The 21,445-nt window shown below is 70.6% G+C and carries 21 protein-coding genes; 13 read left to right on the top strand and 8 right to left on the bottom strand.

Features of this window, described 5'->3' with window-relative positions:
- Positions 1–3: 3 nt before the first annotated feature.
- Positions 4–597: a hypothetical protein gene (locus OG206_RS12875; RefSeq protein WP_327115493.1), complete on the bottom strand. Its 594-nt coding sequence runs from the start codon at positions 595–597 to the stop codon at positions 4–6.
- 235 nt (positions 598–832) lie between these two features.
- Between OG206_RS12875 and OG206_RS12870 the strand changes: the two genes are divergently transcribed.
- From OG206_RS12870 to OG206_RS12855, 4 genes are all read left to right on the top strand, one after another.
- Positions 833–1,711, top strand: coding sequence for a bifunctional methylenetetrahydrofolate dehydrogenase/methenyltetrahydrofolate cyclohydrolase (locus OG206_RS12870; RefSeq protein WP_327115491.1), 879 nt, complete (start codon positions 833–835; stop codon positions 1,709–1,711).
- Between the two features lie 18 nt (positions 1,712–1,729).
- On the top strand, positions 1,730–2,497 hold the full coding sequence (locus tag OG206_RS12865; protein WP_327115489.1) for a DUF3017 domain-containing protein: 768 nt from the start codon (positions 1,730–1,732) through the stop codon (positions 2,495–2,497).
- A 457-nt stretch (positions 2,498–2,954) separates the two neighbouring features.
- A complete protein-coding gene (locus OG206_RS12860) occupies positions 2,955–4,178 on the top strand; it encodes a helix-turn-helix domain-containing protein (RefSeq protein WP_327115487.1) in 1,224 nt (407 codons plus the stop codon).
- 167 nt (positions 4,179–4,345) lie between these two features.
- Positions 4,346–5,335: a malate dehydrogenase gene (locus OG206_RS12855; RefSeq protein ID WP_327115485.1), complete on the top strand. Its 990-nt coding sequence runs from the start codon at positions 4,346–4,348 to the stop codon at positions 5,333–5,335.
- A gap of 111 nt (positions 5,336–5,446) precedes the next feature.
- Here the strand turns inward: OG206_RS12855 and OG206_RS12850 are convergent, their stop codons facing one another.
- The gene (locus OG206_RS12850) at positions 5,447–5,953 is read right to left on the bottom strand and encodes a carboxymuconolactone decarboxylase family protein (protein ID WP_327115483.1); all 507 of its coding nucleotides are present in this window, start codon (positions 5,951–5,953) and stop codon (positions 5,447–5,449) included.
- A gap of 47 nt (positions 5,954–6,000) precedes the next feature.
- Between OG206_RS12850 and pdxR the strand changes: the two genes are divergently transcribed.
- From pdxR to OG206_RS12835, 3 genes are all read left to right on the top strand, one after another.
- Positions 6,001–7,401 carry a MocR-like pyridoxine biosynthesis transcription factor PdxR gene (pdxR, locus tag OG206_RS12845; protein WP_327115481.1) on the top strand — a complete coding sequence of 467 codons (1,401 nt, stop codon included), beginning with the start codon at positions 6,001–6,003 and terminating at the stop codon, positions 7,399–7,401.
- A 171-nt stretch (positions 7,402–7,572) separates the two neighbouring features.
- Entirely contained in the window at positions 7,573–7,848 is a 276-nt protein-coding gene (locus tag OG206_RS12840) for a hypothetical protein (RefSeq protein WP_327115479.1), read from the top strand.
- A 6-nt stretch (positions 7,849–7,854) separates the two neighbouring features.
- Entirely contained in the window at positions 7,855–9,042 is a 1,188-nt protein-coding gene (locus OG206_RS12835; protein WP_327115477.1) for a glutathionylspermidine synthase family protein, read from the top strand.
- A gap of 101 nt (positions 9,043–9,143) precedes the next feature.
- On the opposite strand, the gene rocD is transcribed toward OG206_RS12835, so the two are convergent.
- On the bottom strand, positions 9,144–10,349 hold the full coding sequence (rocD, locus tag OG206_RS12830) for an ornithine--oxo-acid transaminase (RefSeq protein ID WP_327115475.1): 1,206 nt from the start codon (positions 10,347–10,349) through the stop codon (positions 9,144–9,146).
- Between the two features lie 80 nt (positions 10,350–10,429).
- Positions 10,430–10,792 carry an RNA polymerase sigma factor gene (locus tag OG206_RS12825; RefSeq protein WP_327115473.1) on the bottom strand — a complete coding sequence of 121 codons (363 nt, stop codon included), beginning with the start codon at positions 10,790–10,792 and terminating at the stop codon, positions 10,430–10,432.
- 86 nt (positions 10,793–10,878) lie between these two features.
- On the opposite strand from OG206_RS12825, the gene trpS reads away from it, so the two are divergent.
- Positions 10,879–11,892 carry a tryptophan--tRNA ligase gene (trpS, locus tag OG206_RS12820; RefSeq protein ID WP_327115471.1) on the top strand — a complete coding sequence of 338 codons (1,014 nt, stop codon included), beginning with the start codon at positions 10,879–10,881 and terminating at the stop codon, positions 11,890–11,892.
- 101 nt (positions 11,893–11,993) lie between these two features.
- The gene (locus tag OG206_RS12815; protein ID WP_327115469.1) at positions 11,994–12,584 is read left to right on the top strand and encodes a 2'-5' RNA ligase family protein; all 591 of its coding nucleotides are present in this window, start codon (positions 11,994–11,996) and stop codon (positions 12,582–12,584) included.
- A 78-nt stretch (positions 12,585–12,662) separates the two neighbouring features.
- On the opposite strand, the gene OG206_RS12810 is transcribed toward OG206_RS12815, so the two are convergent.
- Together OG206_RS12810 and OG206_RS12805 are read right to left on the bottom strand one after the other, a co-directional pair.
- Complete coding sequence (locus OG206_RS12810; protein WP_327115467.1) at positions 12,663–13,421, bottom strand: decaprenylphospho-beta-D-erythro-pentofuranosid-2-ulose 2-reductase; 759 nt, start codon at positions 13,419–13,421, stop codon at positions 12,663–12,665.
- A 97-nt stretch (positions 13,422–13,518) separates the two neighbouring features.
- A complete protein-coding gene (locus OG206_RS12805) occupies positions 13,519–14,868 on the bottom strand; it encodes an FAD-binding oxidoreductase (RefSeq protein WP_327115465.1) in 1,350 nt (449 codons plus the stop codon).
- A gap of 128 nt (positions 14,869–14,996) precedes the next feature.
- Between OG206_RS12805 and OG206_RS12800 the strand changes: the two genes are divergently transcribed.
- On the top strand, positions 14,997–15,926 hold the full coding sequence (locus OG206_RS12800; RefSeq protein ID WP_327115463.1) for a YihY/virulence factor BrkB family protein: 930 nt from the start codon (positions 14,997–14,999) through the stop codon (positions 15,924–15,926).
- Here the strand turns inward: OG206_RS12800 and OG206_RS12795 are convergent.
- Complete coding sequence (locus OG206_RS12795) at positions 15,874–17,121, bottom strand: D-alanyl-D-alanine carboxypeptidase family protein (RefSeq protein WP_327115461.1); 1,248 nt, start codon at positions 17,119–17,121, stop codon at positions 15,874–15,876. The two genes, OG206_RS12800 and OG206_RS12795, sit on opposite strands and share 53 nt — an antisense overlap.
- 121 nt (positions 17,122–17,242) lie before the next feature.
- Here OG206_RS12795 and OG206_RS12790 point away from each other — a divergent pair, with 121 nt between their 5' ends.
- The 3 genes from OG206_RS12790 to OG206_RS12780 all read left to right on the top strand — a co-directional run bounded on the left by OG206_RS12790 (position 17,243) and on the right by OG206_RS12780 (position 20,694).
- A complete protein-coding gene (locus tag OG206_RS12790) occupies positions 17,243–17,488 on the top strand; it encodes an SCO4848 family membrane protein (RefSeq protein ID WP_327115459.1) in 246 nt (81 codons plus the stop codon).
- A 57-nt stretch (positions 17,489–17,545) separates the two neighbouring features.
- Complete coding sequence (locus OG206_RS12785; protein ID WP_327122258.1) at positions 17,546–18,901, top strand: metallophosphoesterase; 1,356 nt, start codon at positions 17,546–17,548, stop codon at positions 18,899–18,901.
- 239 nt (positions 18,902–19,140) lie between these two features.
- Positions 19,141–20,694: an ABC transporter substrate-binding protein gene (locus OG206_RS12780; RefSeq protein ID WP_327115457.1), complete on the top strand. Its 1,554-nt coding sequence runs from the start codon at positions 19,141–19,143 to the stop codon at positions 20,692–20,694.
- On the opposite strand, the gene OG206_RS12775 is transcribed toward OG206_RS12780, so the two are convergent.
- Positions 20,681–21,439 carry a TetR family transcriptional regulator gene (locus tag OG206_RS12775; RefSeq protein WP_442805840.1) on the bottom strand — a complete coding sequence of 253 codons (759 nt, stop codon included), beginning with the start codon at positions 21,437–21,439 and terminating at the stop codon, positions 20,681–20,683. The genes OG206_RS12780 and OG206_RS12775 overlap by 14 nt on opposite strands.
- Positions 21,440–21,445: the final 6 nt, after the last annotated feature.

Below are 21,445 nucleotides of genomic sequence, written 5' to 3'. Positions count from 1 at the left end.
GGCTCAGTACTGGGGCTGCCGTCCGCGGTTGAACCAGGCACCGCCGTCGGCCTTCGCCACGAAGACGATGATCAGGACGGCGAGAACCGTGTGCACGAGGCCGATCACGAGGAAGGGGTAGAGGCCCAGGATCGCCGTGATCACGCCGAAGACGATGGTCGTGACGCGCAGTCCGTTCCCGCCCTTGCCGAACTTGGCGGCGAGGACGACGGCGAAGACGCCCCACAGCACCGCGAAGACGACGAAGCCCCACAGGGCGCCGCCCGAGTAGTCGGCCAGCTGCTGGAACTGGACGTCGTCCTTGAGGGTCGCGTCGTTCTTGGCCGCGTTCACCGCGGCGGCGGCGATCGCAAAGATGATCGCGCCGATGACCTGGAGGCCGGCTATCACGTAGAGCATCACGCGCGCGGACTTCACGCCGCCGGGCATCTCGGTCGGTGCACCCGGGAAGCCGTAACCACCCGGAACCGGCGGTGCCTGCGGGTAGCCGTAACCCTGCTGCGGGACACCCTGGGGTGTCTGCTGCGGATAGCCGTAGCCCGGCTGACCGCCCTGCTGCTGCTGGCCGTAGGGGTTGTTGGGGTCGCCGAAACTCATGGGCGGTTTCCTCCGTTGTGGAAATGTGGGGACGACCACGGCCGAGCGGAGGAACGGTGCGCAATCCGAACGGTGGTCCCCCCGACACTGTCCGCGGTGATGCGCCCCTCATCGTCGCCCTGACCATCGCTTTGTGTCCAGCCGATTGCCCGATGTGTTGTGCAAGTGCAACCTCGTGTCCACGTGGCAGGCCAGGATTGGTACGCGGGCGGGGTCATCCGCGAGGATGGGTGCCATGACTGCCCAGATTCTCGATGGCAAGGCCACCGCAGCTGCGATCAAGTCCGATCTGACCGTCCGCGTGGCGGCCCTCAAGGCGCAGGGCATCACACCCGGCCTGGGAACCCTGCTCGTCGGCGACGACCCGGGCAGCCGGTGGTACGTGAACGGCAAGCACCGCGACTGTGCCGAGGTCGGCATGGGATCCATCCAGCGCGAACTTCCCGACACGGCCACGCAGGAGGAGATCGAGGCCGTCGTACGGGAGCTCAACGACAATCCCGAGTGCACCGGTTACATCGTGCAGCTCCCCCTTCCCAAGGGCATCGACACCAACCGCATCCTCGAACTGATGGACCCGGCCAAGGACGCCGACGGGCTGCACCCGATGAGCCTGGGCAAGCTCGTCCTGAACGAGACCGGCCCGCTGCCCTGCACCCCGCAGGGTGTCGTCACCCTCCTCCGGCGCCACGGTGTGGAGATCAACGGCGCCCACGTGGTCGTCGTCGGGCGCGGCGTCACCATCGGCCGTCCCCTTCCGCTGCTGCTGACGCGCAAGTCCGAGAACGCCACCGTCACCCAGTGCCACACCGGCACGCGTGACCTCTCGGCGCACCTCAAGCAGGCCGACATCATCGTCGCGGCCGCCGGTGTGCCCCACCTGATCAAGCCCGAGGACGTGAAGCCGGGCGCGGCCGTGCTCGACGTCGGCGTGAGCCGCGACGAGAACGGCAAGATCGTCGGAGACGTCCACCCCGGTGTGGCCGAAGTGGCGGCCTGGGTCGCCCCGAACCCCGGCGGCGTGGGCCCCATGACCCGCGCCCAGCTGCTCGTCAACGTGGTCGAGGCGGCCGAACGCGCCGCCGCCGAGGCCTCCGCCGAATCCGCCGGCTGACCCGGCCGGAGGAACTCCATGGGTGCTGGTACGAGTTCTGGTACGAGTCCGGCGGGCGGTACGCACACCGACGGTCCGGCCGAGGAGGCAGTGATGTCCGAGCAGGCCGGGCCGGTCGGGGGAGCCGAGTCGCACGACGCGGACGCCGCGCCCCCGCACGCCGGTGCGCCCGCCCGGGCGGAGCGGTCCGCCGGGACGACCGCGTCCGCGGGTGAGGAGCCGTCCGCTGGTGTGGATGCGTCGTCTGCCGATGCGAATGCGGCCGCCGGTGTGGAGGGGGCTGACGGTACGGACGGGGCTCCCGGTACGGACGCGGCAGTGGACACCGACGGGACCGCAGTGGACACCGACGGGACCGCAGTGGAGGGCGGGGGCAGTGGTTCGACCTGGGCGCCCCCGCGGCGCTTCTCGTTGACCCGTGACACCGCACGCCCCGAGGGGGGCGGCCGGGCCGCGCCGGGAGACGCGCCGGCACCCGCCCGCCAGTGGCCGCTGCTCACGGTGCTCTGCACCGCCGGGATCGGGCTGCTGATCGTGGGGACCGACCCGTTCGACGAGTCCTTCCGGTACGGCTCGATGCTGGTGGGCATCGCGCTCCTCGCCGGTGCGGTGCTCCGCTGGGTGGTTCCGTCGGTGGGCATGCTGGCCGTGAGGTCCCGCTTCACCGACCTCGTCACGTACGGGCTGATGGGCACCCTGATCGTGCTGATCGCGCTGATGGCGCAGCCCAAGCCGTGGCTGAGCGTCCCGTTCCTGCAGGACGTGGTCCACTTCACGATCCGTTAGCGGAGTCGTGCCACGCGGGAAGACCCGCGCGGTGTCCGTCCCCACCCCCGAGAAGGGACGGACACCGGACCGGGCGTACCGGCACAAGAGGCGCCGGAATGAAGCGACTTGATCGGCCTTGCCCTGTCCTGATCCAAGCGTCGTGGACATGAGGTGCCGGTTCAGGAGACGGCTGGCCCCTGTGACACGGAAGTGACCATTCCGCCACCCGGTGACGGTCACGCGACGACACTGGACCGTTCGACGGGTCCTACGGCGCACAACGGATCCCACGCTCATACCGAATGCCCCGGTGCGCCTCTCCGTCCGGAACCGGCAGCCCGGATCAGGGCATCCTTCCGAGTAGCCCGAGACGCGGGACCGGCCGTTCCGGCGACAGGCCACGACCCGGTGCCGGCGCCGGAGGCGCGCCGGGTGCGTCCGGGGAATCGACTGGGGAATCGACTGGGGGAAAGCAATGCCTCGTTGGAAGCCGCTGCCGGAAGAACTCGATCCGCAGCTGCGGGAGTTCACCGGTCAGCTGCGCAGACTCGTCGACCGCGGCGGTCTGAGCCTGGCCGCCGTCGCCGACCGCACGGGCTACAGCAAGACGTCCTGGGAGCGTTATCTGAACGGCCGGCTGCTCGCCCCGCGAGGGGCGGTCATCGCGCTCGCCGAGGTGACGGGTACCCAGCAGAACCATCTGACGACCATGTGGGAACTGGCCGAGCGGGCCTGGAGCCGCTCCGAGATGCGCCACGACATGACGATGGAAGCGATCAGGATCTCCCAGGCGCGCGCGGCTCTCGGCGAGGCGGGCGTGGCCCCCGCACCCACGGGTGCCGCACGCCACGCGGCGTCCGGCACCGGTGCGTCCCCCGCCGCCGGACCGGGAGGAGAGACCCGCGACGCGTGGCGGGCGGCCTTCGTGCCCACCCAGCGCGGCACCCTTCCGCGGATTCCGCAGCAGCCGCGAGCGGGGACCGTACCCGCGCTGGGTCCCTCGACGGGCAGACCGTACGCGGACGGTGACCCGTGGGACGCAGGCCCGACGCACGGTGACCGGTCGGACGCTGTCCCGGCGGATGCGGCTCCTCCGGGTGCCGTTTCGTCGGTCGCGGTCCCGTCGGTCGCGGTCCCGTCGGTCGCGGTTCCGGCGGGCGGGGAGAAGAAGCGGGGCGGACGTCCCAGGACGGCCGCGCTCGTCGCGGGGGTGGTCGGCGCGCTCCTGCTGACAGCCGCCGCCGTGCTGCTCACCGACCGGGGCGGCGACCGAGGCGGGGAGGGCGACGCCCCCGGCTCCGTCGCCGCGGCACCCTCGACAGGGTCGTCGGCCACCACCACCAGGGCGCAGTTGCCCGCAGGGGTGGAGTGCAGCGGCGTCGCGTGCACCGGGCAGGACCCCGAAGCGATGGGCTGCGGTGGCCGGTTCGCCGGCACCGTGGCGAGGGCGACGGTCGGCGCAGGCGTCGTCGAGGTCCGCTACAGCGAGACCTGCGGGGCGGCGTGGGCCCGCATCACCCGGGGCGCCGCGGGTGACACCGTGACGATCACCGCCGGACAGGCCGAGGAGACCGGGGCCGTGGACGCCGACGCCGCTGCGGACGCGTACACCCCGATGGTCGCCGTGCGGAAGCCCTCCGACGCCAAGGCCTGCGCGACGCTCGCGTCCGGGACGACGGGGTGCACCGGGCCGGAGTAGGCGGCTTCGGTACGTAACCGGCTGTGTGCGGTCCCACAGGGGGGCGGGCGGTCGGTGCGGCGCGGGTCGGATAGCCTGATCGCCGGATATCTCTTCACGTCAAGATTCAGAGATGTCCCGCACCAGGGGCAGGGACCCCCACCGCCAGCTGTCTAACGGAGATCGCCATGACCCGCACTCCCGTGAATGTCACCGTCACCGGCGCGGCCGGCCAGATCGGCTACGCGCTGCTCTTCCGCATCGCCTCCGGCCACCTGCTCGGCCCGGACGTGCCGGTCAACCTGCGACTCCTCGAGATCCCCCAGGGTCTCAAGGCGGCCGAGGGCACTGCCATGGAGCTCGACGACTGCGCCTTCCCGCTCCTGCGCAACATCGAGATCACGGACGACGCCAACGTCGGCTTCGCCGGTGCCAACGTCGCCCTCCTCGTCGGCGCCCGCCCGCGCACGAAGGGCATGGAGCGCGGCGACCTGCTGTCCGCCAACGGCGGCATCTTCAAGCCGCAGGGCAAGGCCATCAACGACAACGCCGCGGACGACATCAAGGTGCTCGTCGTCGGCAACCCGGCCAACACCAACGCGCTCATCGCGCAGGCCGCCGCCCCGGACGTACCGGCCGAGCGCTTCACCGCGATGACCCGCCTCGACCACAACCGCGCGATCTCGCAGCTGGCCGCCAAGACCGGTGCCGCCGTCTCCGACATCAAGCGGCTGACGATCTGGGGCAACCACTCGGCGACCCAGTACCCGGACATCTTCCACGCGGAGATCGCCGGCAAGAACGCCGCCGAGGTCGTCAACGACGAGGTCTGGCTGGCCGACACCTTCATCCCGACCGTCGCCAAGCGCGGCGCCGCGATCATCGAGGCCCGTGGCGCGTCCTCGGCCGCCTCGGCGGCCAACGCCGCCATCGACCACGTGCACACGTGGATCAACGGCACCGCCGAGGGCGACTGGACCTCGATGGGCATCCCGTCGGACGGTTCCTACGGCGTCCCCGAGGGCATCATCTCCTCCTTCCCGGTCACCACGAAGGACGGGAAGTACGAGATCGTCCAGGGTCTGGACATCAACGAGTTCTCCCGTGCGCGCATCGACGCGTCCGTGCAGGAGCTCACCGAGGAGCGCGACGCGGTCCGCGAGCTCGGCCTGATCTGACGGGCTCCCGGCCACCGGCCGGACCCGGAACCGTACGGGGGCGCCCCCGGCAGCGACTGCTGCCGGGGGCGCCCCCGTACGTGCCTCTCAGCACCCCGGGAGCCGGTCGGCTCAGTGACTGCCGGGGGTGTAGTGCCCGGGGGTCAGCCGGCAGGTCACGCCGAAGCGGTTCCAGGCGTTGATCACCGTGATGGCCGCGATCAGCTGGGCGAGCTCGGCCTCCTCGAACTGCTTGGCCGCCTTCGCGTACACCTCGTCCGGGACGAATCCGTCGGTCAGGACCGTCACCGCCTCCGTCAGCTCGATCGCCGCCAGCTCCTTCTCCGTGTAGAAGTGTGAGGACTCCTGCCATGCGCTGAGCTGGACGACGCGCTCGACGGACTCTCCGGCGGCGAGGGCGTCCTTGCTGTGCATGTCCAGGCAGAACGCGCAGTGGTTGAGCTGCGAGGCGCGGATCTTGACCAGCTCCAGCAGCTTGGGCTCGACTCCCTTACGGGACGCGGCGTCCAGCCGGACCATGGCCTTGTAGACCTCGGGGGCGAGCTCGGCCCACTGCAGGCGGGCAGGGTGCTCAGGGGCGTACTCGGAGGCCGCGAGCGGCTGTGTGTTCGTCGTCATGGGTACGAGGCTACGCGCCGGATGGCGCAGCGGTATGGTCCATTTCCATGACGGATTCCTGGGCCGCTTTCGGTGCCGACCTGCACATCGAACCGCTCGGCCCGGGGCTGCGCAGCGGGCTGACGAACGCGCTGCGAGAGGCCGTCCGTACCGGCCGGCTGGCGCCCGGCACCCGGTTGCCCTCCTCGCGGACACTCGCCCGCGACCTGGGGATCGCCCGCAACACCGTCGCCGACGCCTACGCCGACCTGGTCGCGGAGGGCCGGCTCACCGCGCGGCAGGGCTCGGGGACGAGAGTCGCGCAGCGGGCCGACGCGGCCGGGCCGAAAGCGCCCCGTACCCCGTCCCGGCAGGTACGGCGGCGGCCCGTCCACAACCTGATGCCGGGATCGCCGGACGTCTCGACCTTCCCGCGCGCCGCATGGCTCAAGGCCTCGAAGCGAGCACTCACCGTCGCACCCGACGAGGCTTTCGGATACGGCGACCCGCAGGGCCGCGTCGAGCTGAGGACGGCCCTGGCCGACTATCTGGCACGGGCACGCGGGGTCTACGCCGATCCCGAACGCATCGTCATCTGCTCCGGATTCGTCCACGGACTCGCCCTGATGGGGAAAGTGCTGCGGCACCGCGGCGTGCGGGAGGCGGCCGTCGAGTCGAGCGGGCTCGACATCCACCGGAACCTGCTGACCGCAGCGGGCCTGGCCACGCCGTGCCTTCCGGTGGACGAACTGGGGGCCAGGACCGGCGATCTGGGCGGGATGCGCCGCGTGGGAGCGGCCCTGCTGACCCCGGCCCACCAGTTCCCCACCGGCGTCCCCCTGCATCCCGACCGGCGGGCGGCAGCGGTCGACTGGGCACGCTCCTCGGGCGGTCTGATCCTGGAGGACGACTACGACGGCGAGTTCCGCTACGACCGGCAGCCGGTGGGCGCACTCCAGGGGCTCGACCCGGAACGGGTCGTCTACATGGGCACGGCCGGCAAGTCCCTGGCTCCGGGCCTGAGACTCGCCTGGATGGTGCTTCCGGAGGGGCTCGTCCGGGAGGTGTGCGACGCCAAGGGAGGCCCCGAGTGGATGACCGGGGCGCTGGACCAGCTGACCCTCGCGGAGTTCATCGCGTCCGGTTCGTACGACCGGCACGTGCGTGCCATGCGCCTGCGCTACAGGCGTCGGCGGGACCAGCTCGTCGAGACCCTGGCCGAGCGGGCCCCGGGCTTCCGGGTGAGCGGCATCGCGGCCGGGCTGCACGCAGTGATCGAACTCCCCGCGGGGGCCGAGCACTCGGTGGTTCAGGCGGCCACCTGGCAGGGGCTGGCACTGGAAAGGCTCTCCCGCTTCGGACACCCGGACGCGGAAGCGCGGCGCGACGGCCTCGTCATCGGCTACGGCACCCCGTCGGACAGCGGCTGGGCGGGGGCGCTGGACGCGCTCTGCCGTGTGCTGCCCTGAGGGCGGATGTCTTGCGCGTACCCGGAAATGCGGGAGGAGTCGACGGGCCGGTTTCAGCCGAGCGGGTCCGGCATCTAATCTGACTGGCAGTTCGCAGGTGGAGACGCCGGCTTGTGGACACGACGGCTTCCGGACACGACGGCTCGCGGATACGACGGGGGAGAAGAGACCATGGACAAGCGCACACTCAGGTCCAGCACGGTGGTGCTCGGTGGCATGGGGGTCCTCGCGGCCACGCTCACGGCCTGCAGTTCGGAACCGGACGAGCGGTGCGTCGACCGAGTGACCCAGGAGATCCTGCCGAGCTACGAATGCAGTGACAGCGACGGCCACGGCTCGTACTACTACGGCGGCAGCAGCCACAACAACAGGGTCTCGGGCGGCAGTTTCAACCGATCAGCGGTCGAACGCGACGGATTCGGCTCCTCCGGCTCCAGCGGCGGCTGACCCGACATGGAACGCCGCACCACCGAGCCGCGTCCCGGCTGGCAGCAGACCGTCGAGGAACAGGGGCTGATCTACCCCCTCACGCGCTATCCGGACGGATCACTGCGCCCGTACTGGGACGAGAGCGCCTACTACGTCTTCTCGCTGCCCGAGGTCGAGGCGCTGGAGGAGGTCGTGGAGGAACTCCACGCCATGTGTCTGGCCGCCGCCGCGCACATCGTCGAGAACGACCGCTTCGCCGCTCTCGGCATCACCGACGCCCGCTTGACCGGCCTGATAGCCGAGTCCTGGCGGCGCCGCGCCGAACTCCCCTCCATCTACGGCCGTTTCGACCTCCGGTACGACGGGACCGGGCCGGCGAAGATGCTGGAGTACAACGCCGACACCCCCACGTCACTGGTCGAGGCCGCCAGCCCCCAGTGGTTCTGGATGGAGGACCGCTTCCCGGGCGCTGACCAGTGGAACTCCCTCCACGAACGCCTCGTCGAGGCGTGGAGGAAGCAGGCCCCCCTCCTTCCTCCCGGCCCCCTGCACTTCGCCCACTCCGACGGCGACGAACTGGGTGAGGACCTGATGACCGTGGCCTATCTGCGGGAGACCGCAGCCCAGGCCGGCATCGACACCCAGGCCCTCTCCGTCGAGCGGATCGGCTGGGACCGGCTGTCCGGCCGCTTCGTCGACGAACGGCTCCGCTTCATCCGCAGCTGCTTCAAGCTCTACCCCTGGGAATGGCTGGCGACGGACCACTTCGGGCCGCACGTGCTGGACACCCTCGACAACGGCGGTGGCACCGGAAGCACCTGCTGGATCGAACCCGCCTGGAAGATGCTCCTCTCCAACAAGGCGCTCCTGGCCATCCTCTGGGAGCTGTACCCCGGTCATCCCAACCTGCTCCCCGCCTACCTCGACGGTCCCCGCGAACTGGCCGGGGCCGACGGCGCGGGATACGTCGCCAAGCCTTTGCTGGGCCGTGAGGGTGCCGGGGTCACACTTCACGAGCCCGGCAGCGCACCGGTACGACGGGACGAGCCCTGCTGCTACCAGGAGCTGGCACCGCTGCCCGACTTCGCGGGCAACCGCGTGGTGCTCGGTGCCTGGGTGGTGGGTGACGAGGCCGCGGGGCTCGGCATACGGGAATCGGCAGGACCGATCACGGACGAATACGCCCGGTTCCTGCCCCACGTCATCCTCTGAGCCCGGTCGTCCCTCAGCCCCCGCCCGGACGGCGGTCTCTGCTCAGACGCTGGTCCCGGCCCGGCGGGCGAGGCCGTCTCCCGCCGGGCCGGCCGCCCGGTTCAGCCCGCCAGGACCCCCCGCAGCTGGTCCAGTCCCCAGTCCAGGTCCTCCTTGCTGATGACCAGCGGCGGGGCGATGCGAATGGTGGAGCCGTGGGTGTCCTTGACCAGAACGCCGCGGTCCATCAGCTTCTCGGAGATCTCCCGCCCTGTACCGAGGGCGGGGGAGACGTCGACGCCGGCCCAGAGACCTCGACCGCGCACGGCCTCCACCGCGCCGCCACCGGTCAGAAGCCCCAGCTCGCGGTGGAGGTGGTCACCCAGCTCCGCCGCGCGCTGCTGGAACTCGCCGGTGCGCAACATCGCGACCACCTCCAGGGCCACCGCACACGCCAGCGGGTTCCCCCCGAACGTCGACCCGTGTTCCCCCGGCTTGAACACACCCAGGATCGCGGCGGACGACACCACGGCCGAGACGGGAACGACACCACCGCCCAGTGCCTTGCCCAGCACGTACATGTCGGGCACCACACCCTCGTGCTCACATGCGAAGGTCCTGCCCGTACGGCCGAGGCCCGACTGGATCTCGTCCGCGATGAACAGCACGTTCCGCTCACGGGTCATCTCCCGCACGCCCGCCAGATAACCCGGCGGTGGCACCAGCACCCCCGCTTCGCCCTGGATCGGCTCCAGCAGCACGGCAACGGTGTTGTCGGTCATCGCCTCGGACAGAGCGGTCAGATCCCCGTACGGCACGACCTCGAACCCCGGTGTGTAGGGCCCGAAGTCCGCCCGCGCCTCGTGATCGGTGGAGAAGCTGACGATCGTGGTCGTCCTGCCGTGGAAGTTGTCAGCGGCAACGATGATCTTCGCCGTCCCCTCCAGGAGCCCCTTGACGCGGTAGCCCCATTTGCGGGCCGTCTTCACCGCCGTCTCCACCGCCTCCGCACCGGTGTTCATGGGCAGGACCATCTCCATGCCGCAGAGTTCGGCGAGCTGGGTACAGAAGTCGGCGAAACGGTCGTGGTGGAAGGCGCGGGACGTCAACGTCACGCGTTCGAGCTGGGCCTTGGCGGCATCGATCAAGCGCCGGTTGCCGTGACCGAAGTTGAGAGCGGAATAGCCCGCCAGCATGTCGAGATAGCGGCGCCCCTCCACATCGGTCATCCAGGCGCCGTCCGCCGAAGCGACGACGACGGGCAACGGGTGGTAGTTGTGCGCGCTGTGCGCCTCGGCGGAGGCGATGGCGGTTTCCGTGATCGACACGGGATCTCCGTTCGTCGTGCGGCGTGGGCGGGGGTGGTGCCCACTTTGTATCGTCGGTCGGATCGGAGACGGGGAAACATTCACTCTGCGGCGCGCCTCGCGAGCGGTGCCGGTGCGCGGTGGGCCCCGACACGGCGGAGCCGTCCGGTCACCGTCCGCGCCCTGTCCGCCGAGCGCAGCGTGTTTCTCGTCTCATTCATCACGATGCGCAGCAGCCACGGGCGGAAGGACGCCTTGTCCCGGAACCGGCCCAGGGCCTGACAGGTCTTGAAGAAGGCGGACCGCACCACGCCCTCGGCACCCGCACCACGCCCTCGGCACCCGCACCACGCCCTCGACACCCGCACCACGTCCTCGGCATCCGCACCGGCCCCGGAGGCGACCGCGGCGCGCCCGACGGCACCGCCGTCGCCCCCGTCATCGATGGCGCGGCCCCCCTCCAAGCCGGGCTGCGCAGCCCTCCCCGCGGGCTGACATCTTTCCCGCACCGGCTGCCGGAGATTGGTGCCACACCTGAGACAATGAAGGCATGGCCTCTGATCGACCCCGCGTGCTCTCCGGAATCCAGCCCACCGCAGGCTCGTTCCACCTCGGCAACTACCTCGGTGCGGTCCGCCAGTGGGTAGCGCTGCAGGAGTCCCACGACGCCTTTTACATGGTGGTGGACCTGCACGCGATCACCGTCCCGCAGGACCCCCGTGAACTCCGCGCGAACACCCGGCTCGCCGCCGCCCAGTTGCTGGCGGCCGGGCTCGACCCCGAGCGCTGCACCCTGTTCGTCCAGAGCCATGTGCCCGAACACGCCCAGCTCGGCTGGATCATGAACTGCCTCACCGGCTTCGGCGAGGCGTCCCGCATGACGCAGTTCAAGGACAAGTCCGCCAAGCAGGGGGCGGACCGGGCGACCGTGGGCCTCTTCACCTACCCGGTGCTCCAGGTCGCGGACATCCTGCTCTACCAGGCGAACCAGGTCCCGGTGGGCGAGGACCAGCGTCAGCACATCGAGCTCACGCGCGACCTGGCGGAGCGTTTCAACGGCCGATACGGCGAGACGTTCACCATCCCGGCGCCGTACATCCTCAAGGAGACGGCGAAGATCTTCGACCTGCAGGACCCGGCGGTCAAGATGAGCAAGTCGGCCTCCACGCCCAAGGGTCTGATCAATCTCCTGGACGACCCGAAGGTCACAGCCAAGAAGGTGAAGAGCGCGGTGACCGACACGGACACCGTGATCCGCTTCGACGCGGAGAAGAAGCCGGGCGTCAGCAACCTCCTCGGCATCTACTCCACGCTCACCGGCACGGCGATCGCCGATCTGGAAGCGAAGTACGAGGGCAAGGGCTACGGCGCGCTCAAGACCGACCTCGCCGAGGTCATGGTGGAGTTCGTCACCCCGTTCCGGACCCGGACCCAGGAATATCTGGACGACCCGGAGACGCTGGACTCGCTCCTGGCCAAGGGAGCGGAGAAGGCACGGGCCGTCGCCGCCGAGACGCTCGCCCAGACCTACGACCGGATGGGTCTTCTGCCCGCCAAGCACTGAGTCCAAGGACCCTGGCGAGAGGGCGGCCCCAGGGGCCACACTGACGTCGGCACGACCGAGGCATGACCGAGAACACACCATCAACGCATGAGGAGAACGATGTGGGGACCGTAACGCTTGGCGTTTCGATCGCGGTCCCGGAGCCTTACGGCAGCCTGCTCCAGGAGCGGCGCGCGAGCTTCGGGGACCCTGCCGCCTACGGCATTCCCACCCACATCACCCTTGTTCCGCCGACCGAGGCCGAGGCGGCCGACCTTCCGGCGATCGAGACCCATCTCTCCCAGATCGCCACGGCCGGCCGCCCCTTCCCGATGCGGCTGTCGGGCACGGGCACCTTCCGGCCACTCTCGCCGGTCGTCTATGTCCAGGTCGTCGAGGGCGCTTCCGCCTGCTCCTGGCTCCAGAAGCGGGTCCGGGAGGCGTCCGGACCGCTCGTACGGGATCTGCAGTTCCCCTATCACCCGCACGTGACCGTGGCGCACGGTATCGCGGAGGAGGCGATGGACCGCGCGTACGAGGAGCTGTCCTCGTACGAGGCGGCCTGGACCTGCGGTTCCTTCGCGCTGTACGAACAGGGCACCGACGGTGTGTGGCGCAAGATCAACGAGTTCCCGTTCGGAGCGGGCGGCGGCGCGCCCGCCGTACCCGCCCAGGGCGGCAGCGCGGTGGACCAGCCGTCCTTCCGTCCCTGACCGAGGGGCCAGGCCGCCCGCGCCGAGGGCCGTGACACGCGCCGGTCCGGAACGTCGGGCGTCCCCCTCCGGCGGCCTCTAGCGGACCGGCAGCCGCCGGAACAGGGGGCGGGGGACGTGCCGCAGGGCCGACATCACCACCCGCAGCGCTCCGGGCACCCACACCGTCTCCGAACGCCGCCTCAGGCCCGTCACGATCGCGTCCGCGACCGCGCCGGGGGTGGTGGCGAGCGGTGCTTCCTCGCGCCCCGCCGTCATGCGGGACCGCACGAATCCGGGACGTACGACCATCACGTGCACCCCGGTCCCGTGGAGCGCGTCGCCGAGGCCCTGGGCGAAGGCGTCCAGGCCCGCCTTGCTGGAGCCGTAGATGAAGTCCGCGCGCCGTGCGCGTTCGCCGGCCACCGACGAGAGCACCACCAGCGAGCCGTGCCCCTGCGCCTGCAGTGCGCCCGCGCACACCAGGCCGGCGGAAACCGCCCCCGTGTAGTTGGTCTGTGCCACCCGGACCGCCGAGAGCGGTTCCTCCTCGTCGCGTGCCTGGTCGCCCAGGACGCCGAAAGCCATCAGCACCATGTCGATGTCACCCTCGGTGAAGAGCTTTCCGAGCACCTCCTCGTGGGAGGCGGAGTCGAGCGCGTCGAAGCCGACGGTACGGACGTCGGCCCCCAGCTCGCGCAGGTCGGCGGCGGCCCGCTCCAGGGCGGGGGAGGGCCGTCCGGCCAGCCGCACGGTCCGGGTGCGGCTGGCGATCAGCCGCCGCGCGGTGGCCAGACCGATCTCCGAGGTGCCGCCGAGTACGAGCAGGGACTGCGGGGCACCGAAGGCGTCCTTCAAAGCGAAACTCCTAGCGGGATGACGGGTGACGAGGGAGCGCCGGCGGACGGGAGACCCGGACAGGACCCCGGTGGGGGGAGCCGGCCCACCGGACCGCTCAGAGCGCGAGCCGGCGGGACAGGTCGGAGGTGAAGGCGCCGGAAGGGTCCAGTTCCCGGCGCAGGGCCCGGAACTCGGGCAGCCGCGGGTACATCGCCTCGGTCAGCTCCGGCCTCAGCCGCGCGTCCTTGGCCAGGAAGACACGCCCGCCCGCCGCCGCGACCTCGTCGTCCAGATCGTCCAGCAGCCGGGCGAGGCCCGGCATAGCGGCGGGCAGCCCGAAGGAGAGCGTCCAGCCGGGAGCGGGGAAGGAGAGCCAGCCGGGACCGCCGTCGCCGAAGCGTTCGAGCATGCCGTGGAAGGCCGGGCACCGGCGCAGGACGAGCCGTCGGACGATGCGGTGCAGGGTCTCCTCGTGTCCGTACCCCACGGCGAACTGGTACTGGACGAAGCCGCCCGTGCCGCGGACGCGGCGCCAGTCGGGTACGGCGTCCAGGGGGTGGAGGAAGGCGGAGACGCTCCGCAGTTCCCCGGTCCGGGAGGGGAGGGTGCCGCGGTGGCGCAGCTCGTTCAGGAGGGTGTCGGCGGTCCGCCCGAACAGTCCCTCCGGGATGAGGGCGTGCGCCGCGGGACGTCTCCCGGTGCGGAGATCGAGCGGTGTGCGCCGGGCGCGCGCCGGTAGTGCGTCGAGGGGCGCGTGCTCCCCGCGTGTGACGACGGCCCGTCCCGTCGCCCTGCCACGCGCCAGGAGGTCGATCCGGGCCGTCGCATACGGCGCGGCGTCGCCCGAAGTGGCCAGCCGGGCCATCGCCTCGTCCAGGTCCGCCGTCCTCACCGTGTCGACCGTCATCAGCGACGTGCTGACGGGGCGCAGGGCCAGCGTGGCGGAAAGGATCACCCCGGTCAGGCCGAGGCCACCCGCCGTGGCGTCGAACAGATCGGTGCCCGGGAGCACCGTGCGCACGTCACCGTCAGCGGTGAGCAGCTCCAGTGCCCGCACGTGCCGGGAGAAGGAACCCGCCGTCCGGTGGTTCCTGCCGTGGACGTCCGAGCCGATGGCTCCGCCGACCGTGATCCGGCGGGTCGCGGGGGTGACCGGGAGGAACCAGCCGAGCGGGAGCACGGTCTCGATCAGGCGGTGCAGGCTCACCCCGGCGTCGCAGACGACCGCGCCCGTCGCCGGATCGACCGAGCGGATCCGGTCCAGAGCGGTCATGTCGACGACCGAGCCGCCGGCGTTCTGCGCCGCGTCGCCGTGCGCCCGGCCGAGTCCCCGGGCGACGACCCCCCGGGGGCCACGGCCCCGGACGGCGACCACGGCTTCTTCGTACGTGCGGGGGCGGAACCGCACAGCGGTCGTCGGGGCGGTGCGGCCCCAGCCGGTCAAGGACACCGTGTCGACAGACATGAACGTGACGGTATCGCCAGAGAAAACCCTTTTGAGGGATTTGTTACAGCACTCACCGAAATGGGTGATTGGCGATGCGCGGGCCCTCCGACGCCGGTTTTCCGGCCCCGGAGGGGTACGCGTAGGTCATGGACTGGCTGAAAAGACTCCCCGTCGTCGGGCCGCTCGTCGCACGGCTCATGGAGACGCACGCCTGGCGCTCCTACGAGACGCTGGAACGGGTGCACTGGGCCAGGCTCGCGGCGGCGATCACCTTCCTCAGCTTCCTCGCGCTCTTCCCGCTGATCGCGGTCGGCGCCGCGGTCGGGGCCGCTCTGCTGTCGACCGAGCAGCTGGACAGGATCGAGGACAAGCTCGCCCAGCAGGTACCGGGTATCTCCGACCAGCTCGGCATCGAGAACCTCGTGGCCCACGCGGGCACCATCGGCGTGGTCGCCGGTCTGCTGCTGCTCTTCACCGGCATCGGCTGGATCGGCTCGATGCGCGACTGCCTGCGCGCGGTGTGGGAGAAGGACGACGTCGACGAGGGCAATCCGGTCGTCCGCAAGCTCAAGGACGCCGGACTGCTGCTCGGCCTCGGCGGCGCGGCGCTCGCGACCCTCGCCGTGTCCACCGTCGCCTCGACCGCCATCGGCTGGACGGCCGACCGGCTGGGCATCCCGGAGAACGGTGCGGGCGGGATCCTGCTCCAGGTGGCCGCCGTGGCCGTGGCGGTCTGCGCCGACTTCCTGCTGCTCCTCTACCTGCTGACCCTGCTGCCGGGCGTCGAGCCCCCGCGACGCCGGCTGATCGTCGCCGGCCTGGTCGGCGCCGTCGGCTTCGAACTCCTCAAGCTGCTGCTGGGCAGCTACATCCGGGACGTGGCGTCGAAGAGCATGTACGGCGCCTTCGGCGTGCCCATCGCGCTGCTTCTGTGGATCAACTTCAGCGCCAAGTTGCTGCTCGTCTGCGCCGCCTGGACGGCGACGCCGGGCAAGGGCGGTGACGAACCGGCTCCCGAGGAGGTCAGCGACGGGGAAGACGGCGCACCAGGTCCGGCAGGGGCCAGCGCCGGTTGACGAGGAACACTCCGGCCGCCAGGACCACCAGCAGCCCGCCGACGATCGACAGGGCCGTCCAGACCCCGCTGGAGCCGGATGCGGCGGCGGCCGTGGAGGCCGCGTGCTTCTTCTCCGCCTTGCCGGCGCCGGCCGCAGGCGCGGAGTCCTTCGCGGGCCCGGTCACGGCGGACTTCGGGGGGACGAGCTCGCCGACCGGGGTCACCTTGCCGTCCGCCGCGAAGCCCCAGTCGAGCAGGTGCGCGGCCTCCTTGTAGACGGCGTGGCTCTCGTCCGCCGACGGGTTCATGACGGTGACGAGCAGGACCTTGCCGTCGCGTTCGGCGATGCCGGTGAAGGTGTTGCCCGCGTGGGTGGTGTAGCCGTTCTTGACCCCGGCGATCCCCTTGTACGGCTCCACGCCGATGTCACCCGTGATCAGCCGGTTGGTGTTCTGAATCTCGAAGGTCTCGCGCTTCTTGCCCTTCTTCCGGGCACCCGGGAAGTCCGCAGTCGCCGTCGCGGCGTACTCGCGGAAGTCCGCCTTCTGCATGCCGCTGCGGGCGAACAGCGTCAGGTCGTACGCGCTGGAGACCTGGTTCGGGGAGTCGTAGCCGTCGGGGGAGACGACCCGGGTGTCGAGGGCCTGCAGTTCCTCGGCGTGCCGCTGCATCGCGGAGACCGTGGCGGGCACGCCGCCGTACATCTCGGACAGCACGTGCACCGCGTCGTTGCCCGAACGCAGGAACACGCCGAGCCACAGGTCGTGCACCGTGTAGGCCTGGTCCTCCTTCACGCCCACCAGGCTGCTGCCCTCGCCGACCCCGGCCAGTTCGTCCGCGGTCACCATGTGGGTCAGGGACTTCGGCTGCAGGGCGGGCAGGACCGTGTCGGCGAAGAGCATCTTCAGCGTCGAGGCGGGCGGCAGCCGCCAGTGGGCGTTGTGCGCGGCGAGCACTTCCCCGTTCTCCGCGTTCGCGACGATCCACGACCGCCCGGTGAGCTTCTTCGGCAGGACCGGGGCGCCGGGGCCCAGCTGGACCTGGGTGCCCGCCTCGCCCAGCCGCTTGCCGCCCACGGTCGACATGGGACCGGTCGGCTTCGGCTGTTTGTCGTCGGTCTTGTCCTTGTCGGCCGCCCCTGCGGGACCGGCGACACATACGGACAGCAACGCGGCAGAGAGGACCGTCATTACGGTCTTTTTCAGAGCAGGCACGGTCGGAAACGTACATGGCGTTGCTGAGGATCGGGACCCGGATGCCCTGACCCGCCGTGCATTCCGCCGGGACAGCCCACCCCGGGCGACCGGCCTGGAGCGCTGCGGAGATACTGATCGTATGAAGCTCAGCCGCCCCGTGTCCTGGTTCCTGCTCGTGTTCGGGGTGTGGAGCTGGTTCATCTGGATCACCTTTGCAAAGAACCTGTGGAAGGACGGCAGCGGGCTCGCGTTCGACGACGCGGGTGGACCGACCGCCTACTTCTGGGTCCATCTCCTGCTCGCCATCGCCTCGTTTCTTCTGGGGACGGCCGTCGGAGTCATCGGGTTCCGTGGTGTCAGGGCTTTGCGTCGCGACAGCAGATGACGGGCCGGGCGCCCACCGGTGCCAGGACGGGATTTCAGCGGGGGAGCGTTCGTGGTTGTGGTCTTCGTGCTCGTGGCGGTGGCGGTCCTCGCCCTGCTCGTCCTGGTGCACCGCTACGTGTGGCGACGGCTGATCGGTGACACGACGGAACCGGGCGGTCCCGCGCGCCGCGCAGGCACCGCCGCGGCGTTCGTGCTGCCGCTGCTGTCCGTGGGCGCCCTCGTCTCGGGCCGGACCGGGTTCCCCTTCGCCGTTCAGCAGGTGCTGGCCTGGCCGGGTTACCTGTGGCTGGCCGCCCTGCTCTACCTGACGCTCGCCCTGCTGGCCGGAGAAGCCGTACGCCCCGTCCTGCGCCGTGTCCTCGCGCACCGGACGGGGACCGCCGAACCGGTTCCGGGCAGCGCCGGTACGCCGGGGCGGGTCGCCGAGGCGGTCTCCGTCACGCGTCCGGTGAACGGCACCCTCACGACCCCCGCCGACGGGCCCGGAACGCCGCCCGCGCCAAAGGCCACCGCCCATGAGGCCGCGAGGGACGTCGCCCCCGTCCCGGGCTCCCCGGAGGCCGGCGACACCCCGAAGGCCGCAGACCCCTCCCGCCGGCTGTTCGTCGCCCGAGCCGTCGGCGGGGCCGCTGCCCTCGCCGGCCTGGGCACGGTCGGATACGGCACGTACGGTGTCCTGCGCGGCCCCCGGGTCAAGCGGGTCACCGTGCCGCTGGCCGGGCTCCCGCGCTCCGCACACGGCTTCAGGATCGCCGTGGTCAGTGACATCCACCTCGGCCCGGTCCTGGGCCGTGCGCACACCCGGCGCATCGTCGACACGATCAACGCCACCGGTTCCGATCTCGTCGCGGTCGTCGGGGACCTCGTCGACGGCTCGGTCGCGGACCTCGGCTCCGCCGCCGAACCGCTCGCCGATCTGGAGGCCCGTCACGGCAGCTACTTCGTGACCGGCAACCACGAGTACTTCTCCGGCGCGGCCCAGTGGGTCGATCACGTCCGCGAACTGGGCCTGCACCCGCTGGAGAACGCCCGCGTCGAGATCGGCGGCTTCGATCTCGCGGGGGTCAACGACATCGCCGGTGAAAGCGAGGGGCAGGGACCGGACTTCGCCCGCGCCCTCGGCGACCGGGACCGCGGCCGCGCCTCCGTCCTCCTCGCGCACCAGCCCGTCGTCATCGACGACGCCGTCGAGTACGGAGTGGGACTGCAGCTCTCCGGCCACACCCACGGGGGCCAGCTCTGGCCCGGCAACCTGGTGGCCGAGCTCGCGAACCCCACGGTCGCGGGCCTCGAACGCTACGGCGACACGCAGTTGTACGTCTCCCGGGGTGCGGGCGCCTGGGGCCCGCCGGTGCGCGTCGGCGCGCCGTCCGACATCACCGTGGTGGAACTCGCCTCCCGCCAGGCCTGAGTCACCCGGACACGGAAACCACACACCGGCTTCACATTCAGCGACGAAATCGCTGTGAGAAGGCTGTGTGCAACTCAATTTGATCTCGGAACGGCACTTTTGGCGAACAAGTCACGGTCGGCATCGCTCTCGGACTTCCAGATGTGAATATCGTGTGATTGGGTGAGTGGAAAGATGCGGCGATGTGCGTGATTTCCGCACATGAGCCGACGCGGGGCTGGTAAGGGAGAGCACGGCACATGCGGTCGATCCGAATACGGATTCTCGCGATAATCGCGGTACTGGCCATCGTCGGATTCGGCGGCTGGCAGCTGCTCCCCTCGGACGAGGTGGACGAGGACCCCATCAAGGTCGGCACGTCCGACGAGGTGACCTCGCTCGACCCGGCCGGCGCCTACGACGCCGGTTCCTGGGCCATCTACAGCAACCTGTACCAGTCGCTGCTGACCTTCAGGTCCGGGGCCATCGTGCCGGAGCCGGACGCGGCCGAGAGCTGCGGGTTCGTCGGCCAGAAACTCCAGACCTACCAGTGCACGCTGCGGGACGACCTGACGTTCTCCAGCGGCCGCAAGATCACCGTCGCGGACGTGAAGTACTCCTTCGACCGCATGCTCAAGATCAAGGCGGACGTGGGTCCTTCGGTGCTCTTTCCCAATCTCGCCTCGGTCGTGACCGAGGGGCGCACCGTCACGTTCAACCTCTCGGCCCGGGACGCGACCTTCCCGCAGAAGCTCGCGACGGGTGCCGGGTCGATCGTGGACCCCAGCACCTACCCGAAGGACAAGCTCCGCACAGGGAACCAGGTCGACGGCTCGGGGCCGTACATCCTGAAGGCGTACGAGCCCGGGGTGCAGGCCGAGCTGCAGCCCAACCCCGCCTACAGGGGCGCGCTGAAGAGGACCGGCGTGGCGGTCGACATCCGTTACTTCGGGGGATCCGACCAGCTCCAGGCCGCCTGGCAGGCCGGCGAGGTCGATGTGACGCACCGCCAGCTGCCCGCCGACAAGCTCGCCCAGCTCGACCCCGGTGCCACCGAACAGCGCGTCACCGAGGCGGACAGTGCCGAGATCCGCAACCTGGTCTTCAACGTCCGCGCCGACTCGCCGCTCGCGGACAAGCGGGTCCGTCAGGCCCTCGCGTGGATCATCGACCGCGGTCCGCTGGTCGGCGACGTCTACCACAGCACCGTCGAGCCGCTCTACTCGCTGATCCCCCAGGGCTACATCGGGCACAGCACGCCCTTCTTCGACGCCTACCCGCAGCCCGACGCGAAGCGCGCCAGGGCGCTCATGCGGGAGGCGGGTGTGAAGATCCCGCTGCCCCTCGTCTTCGCCCACCGCGACGACGACGCGAACAAGGCGGAGAGCGCCGAGCTGGTCCGCCAGATGGAGAAGGACGGGCTGTTCAAGGTCACCGAGAAGGCCGTGGAGTGGCAGGCCTTCCAGAAGGGCTACGCGGCGGGCGACTACGACGCCTACACCGTCGGCTGGCTCCCCGACTTCCCCGACTCCGACACCTTCAGCCAGCCGCTCGTCGGCCGCGACAGCAGCCTCCACAACGGCTACGTCAGCGAGAAGATGGACCGGCTGATCACGTCCACGCAGCAGTACAGCGACCGCAGTCGCACGTCGTCCGACTTCAAGGAACTTCAGCAGCTGGTCGGCGAGGACGTGCCGCTGATCCCGCTGTGGCAGAAGAAGGACTACGTCGTCGCCACCCCGGAGGTGTCCGGCTCCCAGTACCTCTCGGACGGCACCGGGATCTGGCGGCTCTGGGAACTCAGCTGGATCTGACGTCCCGGGCCCCGGGCATGAACTCCACCAGCACGTCGTGAACCTGCCGCACGAGCGGTCGCAGCACCCGGAACCGGGAGAGTGCGATCGCCCGTGCGGCGAGCGGTGCGGTGCGCTCCACCAGCCGGCGGCTGCGCTCGGTGTTCTCGGTCCGGTCGTAGACCCAGAACAGCACCAGTCCCATCTGCATCAGCCACATCAGCTGCGGCAGCAGCTGGTCCAGCTCGGGGTCGCGCTTGATGTCCGAGCCGGCCAGGCAGCGCCGGTGGATCGAGATCGCGGCCTCGCGGGCGGCGACGGAGTCCTCCGAGAACGGTGAGAGCGGGCTCTCGGGGTCGGCGGCGTTCTTGAAGAACTGGGCCGCGAACCGGTGGTACTGCTGGGCCACGTCCAGCCAGCCCAGCAGCACACCCCGGATGCGGACGGCGAGATCGGCGTCTCCCTGCAGGACCGGCTGGACGGCGGTCGCGTGTTCGGCGGCGATCCGGTCGTAGAAGCCCTGGACCAGGTGTTCCTTCGAGGAGAAGTAGTAGTAGGCGTTCCCCACGGAGACGCCCGCCTCCTGGGCGATGGCCCGCATCGTGGTCCTGTCGTACCCGCGCTCCTCGAAGAGCCGGAGCGCGGTCTCCAGGATCAGTGTGCGGGTCTGCTCGCTCTTGGAGGCGTTGGACGCCTTGGAGACCCTGCCGGCCCCGGCCGGCTTCGCCGTGTTCGCGTCAGCCACGTTCTCCTCTTCCTTCACCACGGGTCC

It is taken from the genome of Streptomyces sp. NBC_01341 (assembly GCF_035946055.1).
In the GTDB taxonomy this organism is placed as follows: domain Bacteria; phylum Actinomycetota; class Actinomycetes; order Streptomycetales; family Streptomycetaceae; genus Streptomyces.
This window is presented reverse-complemented; position numbering and strand designations above follow the sequence as displayed.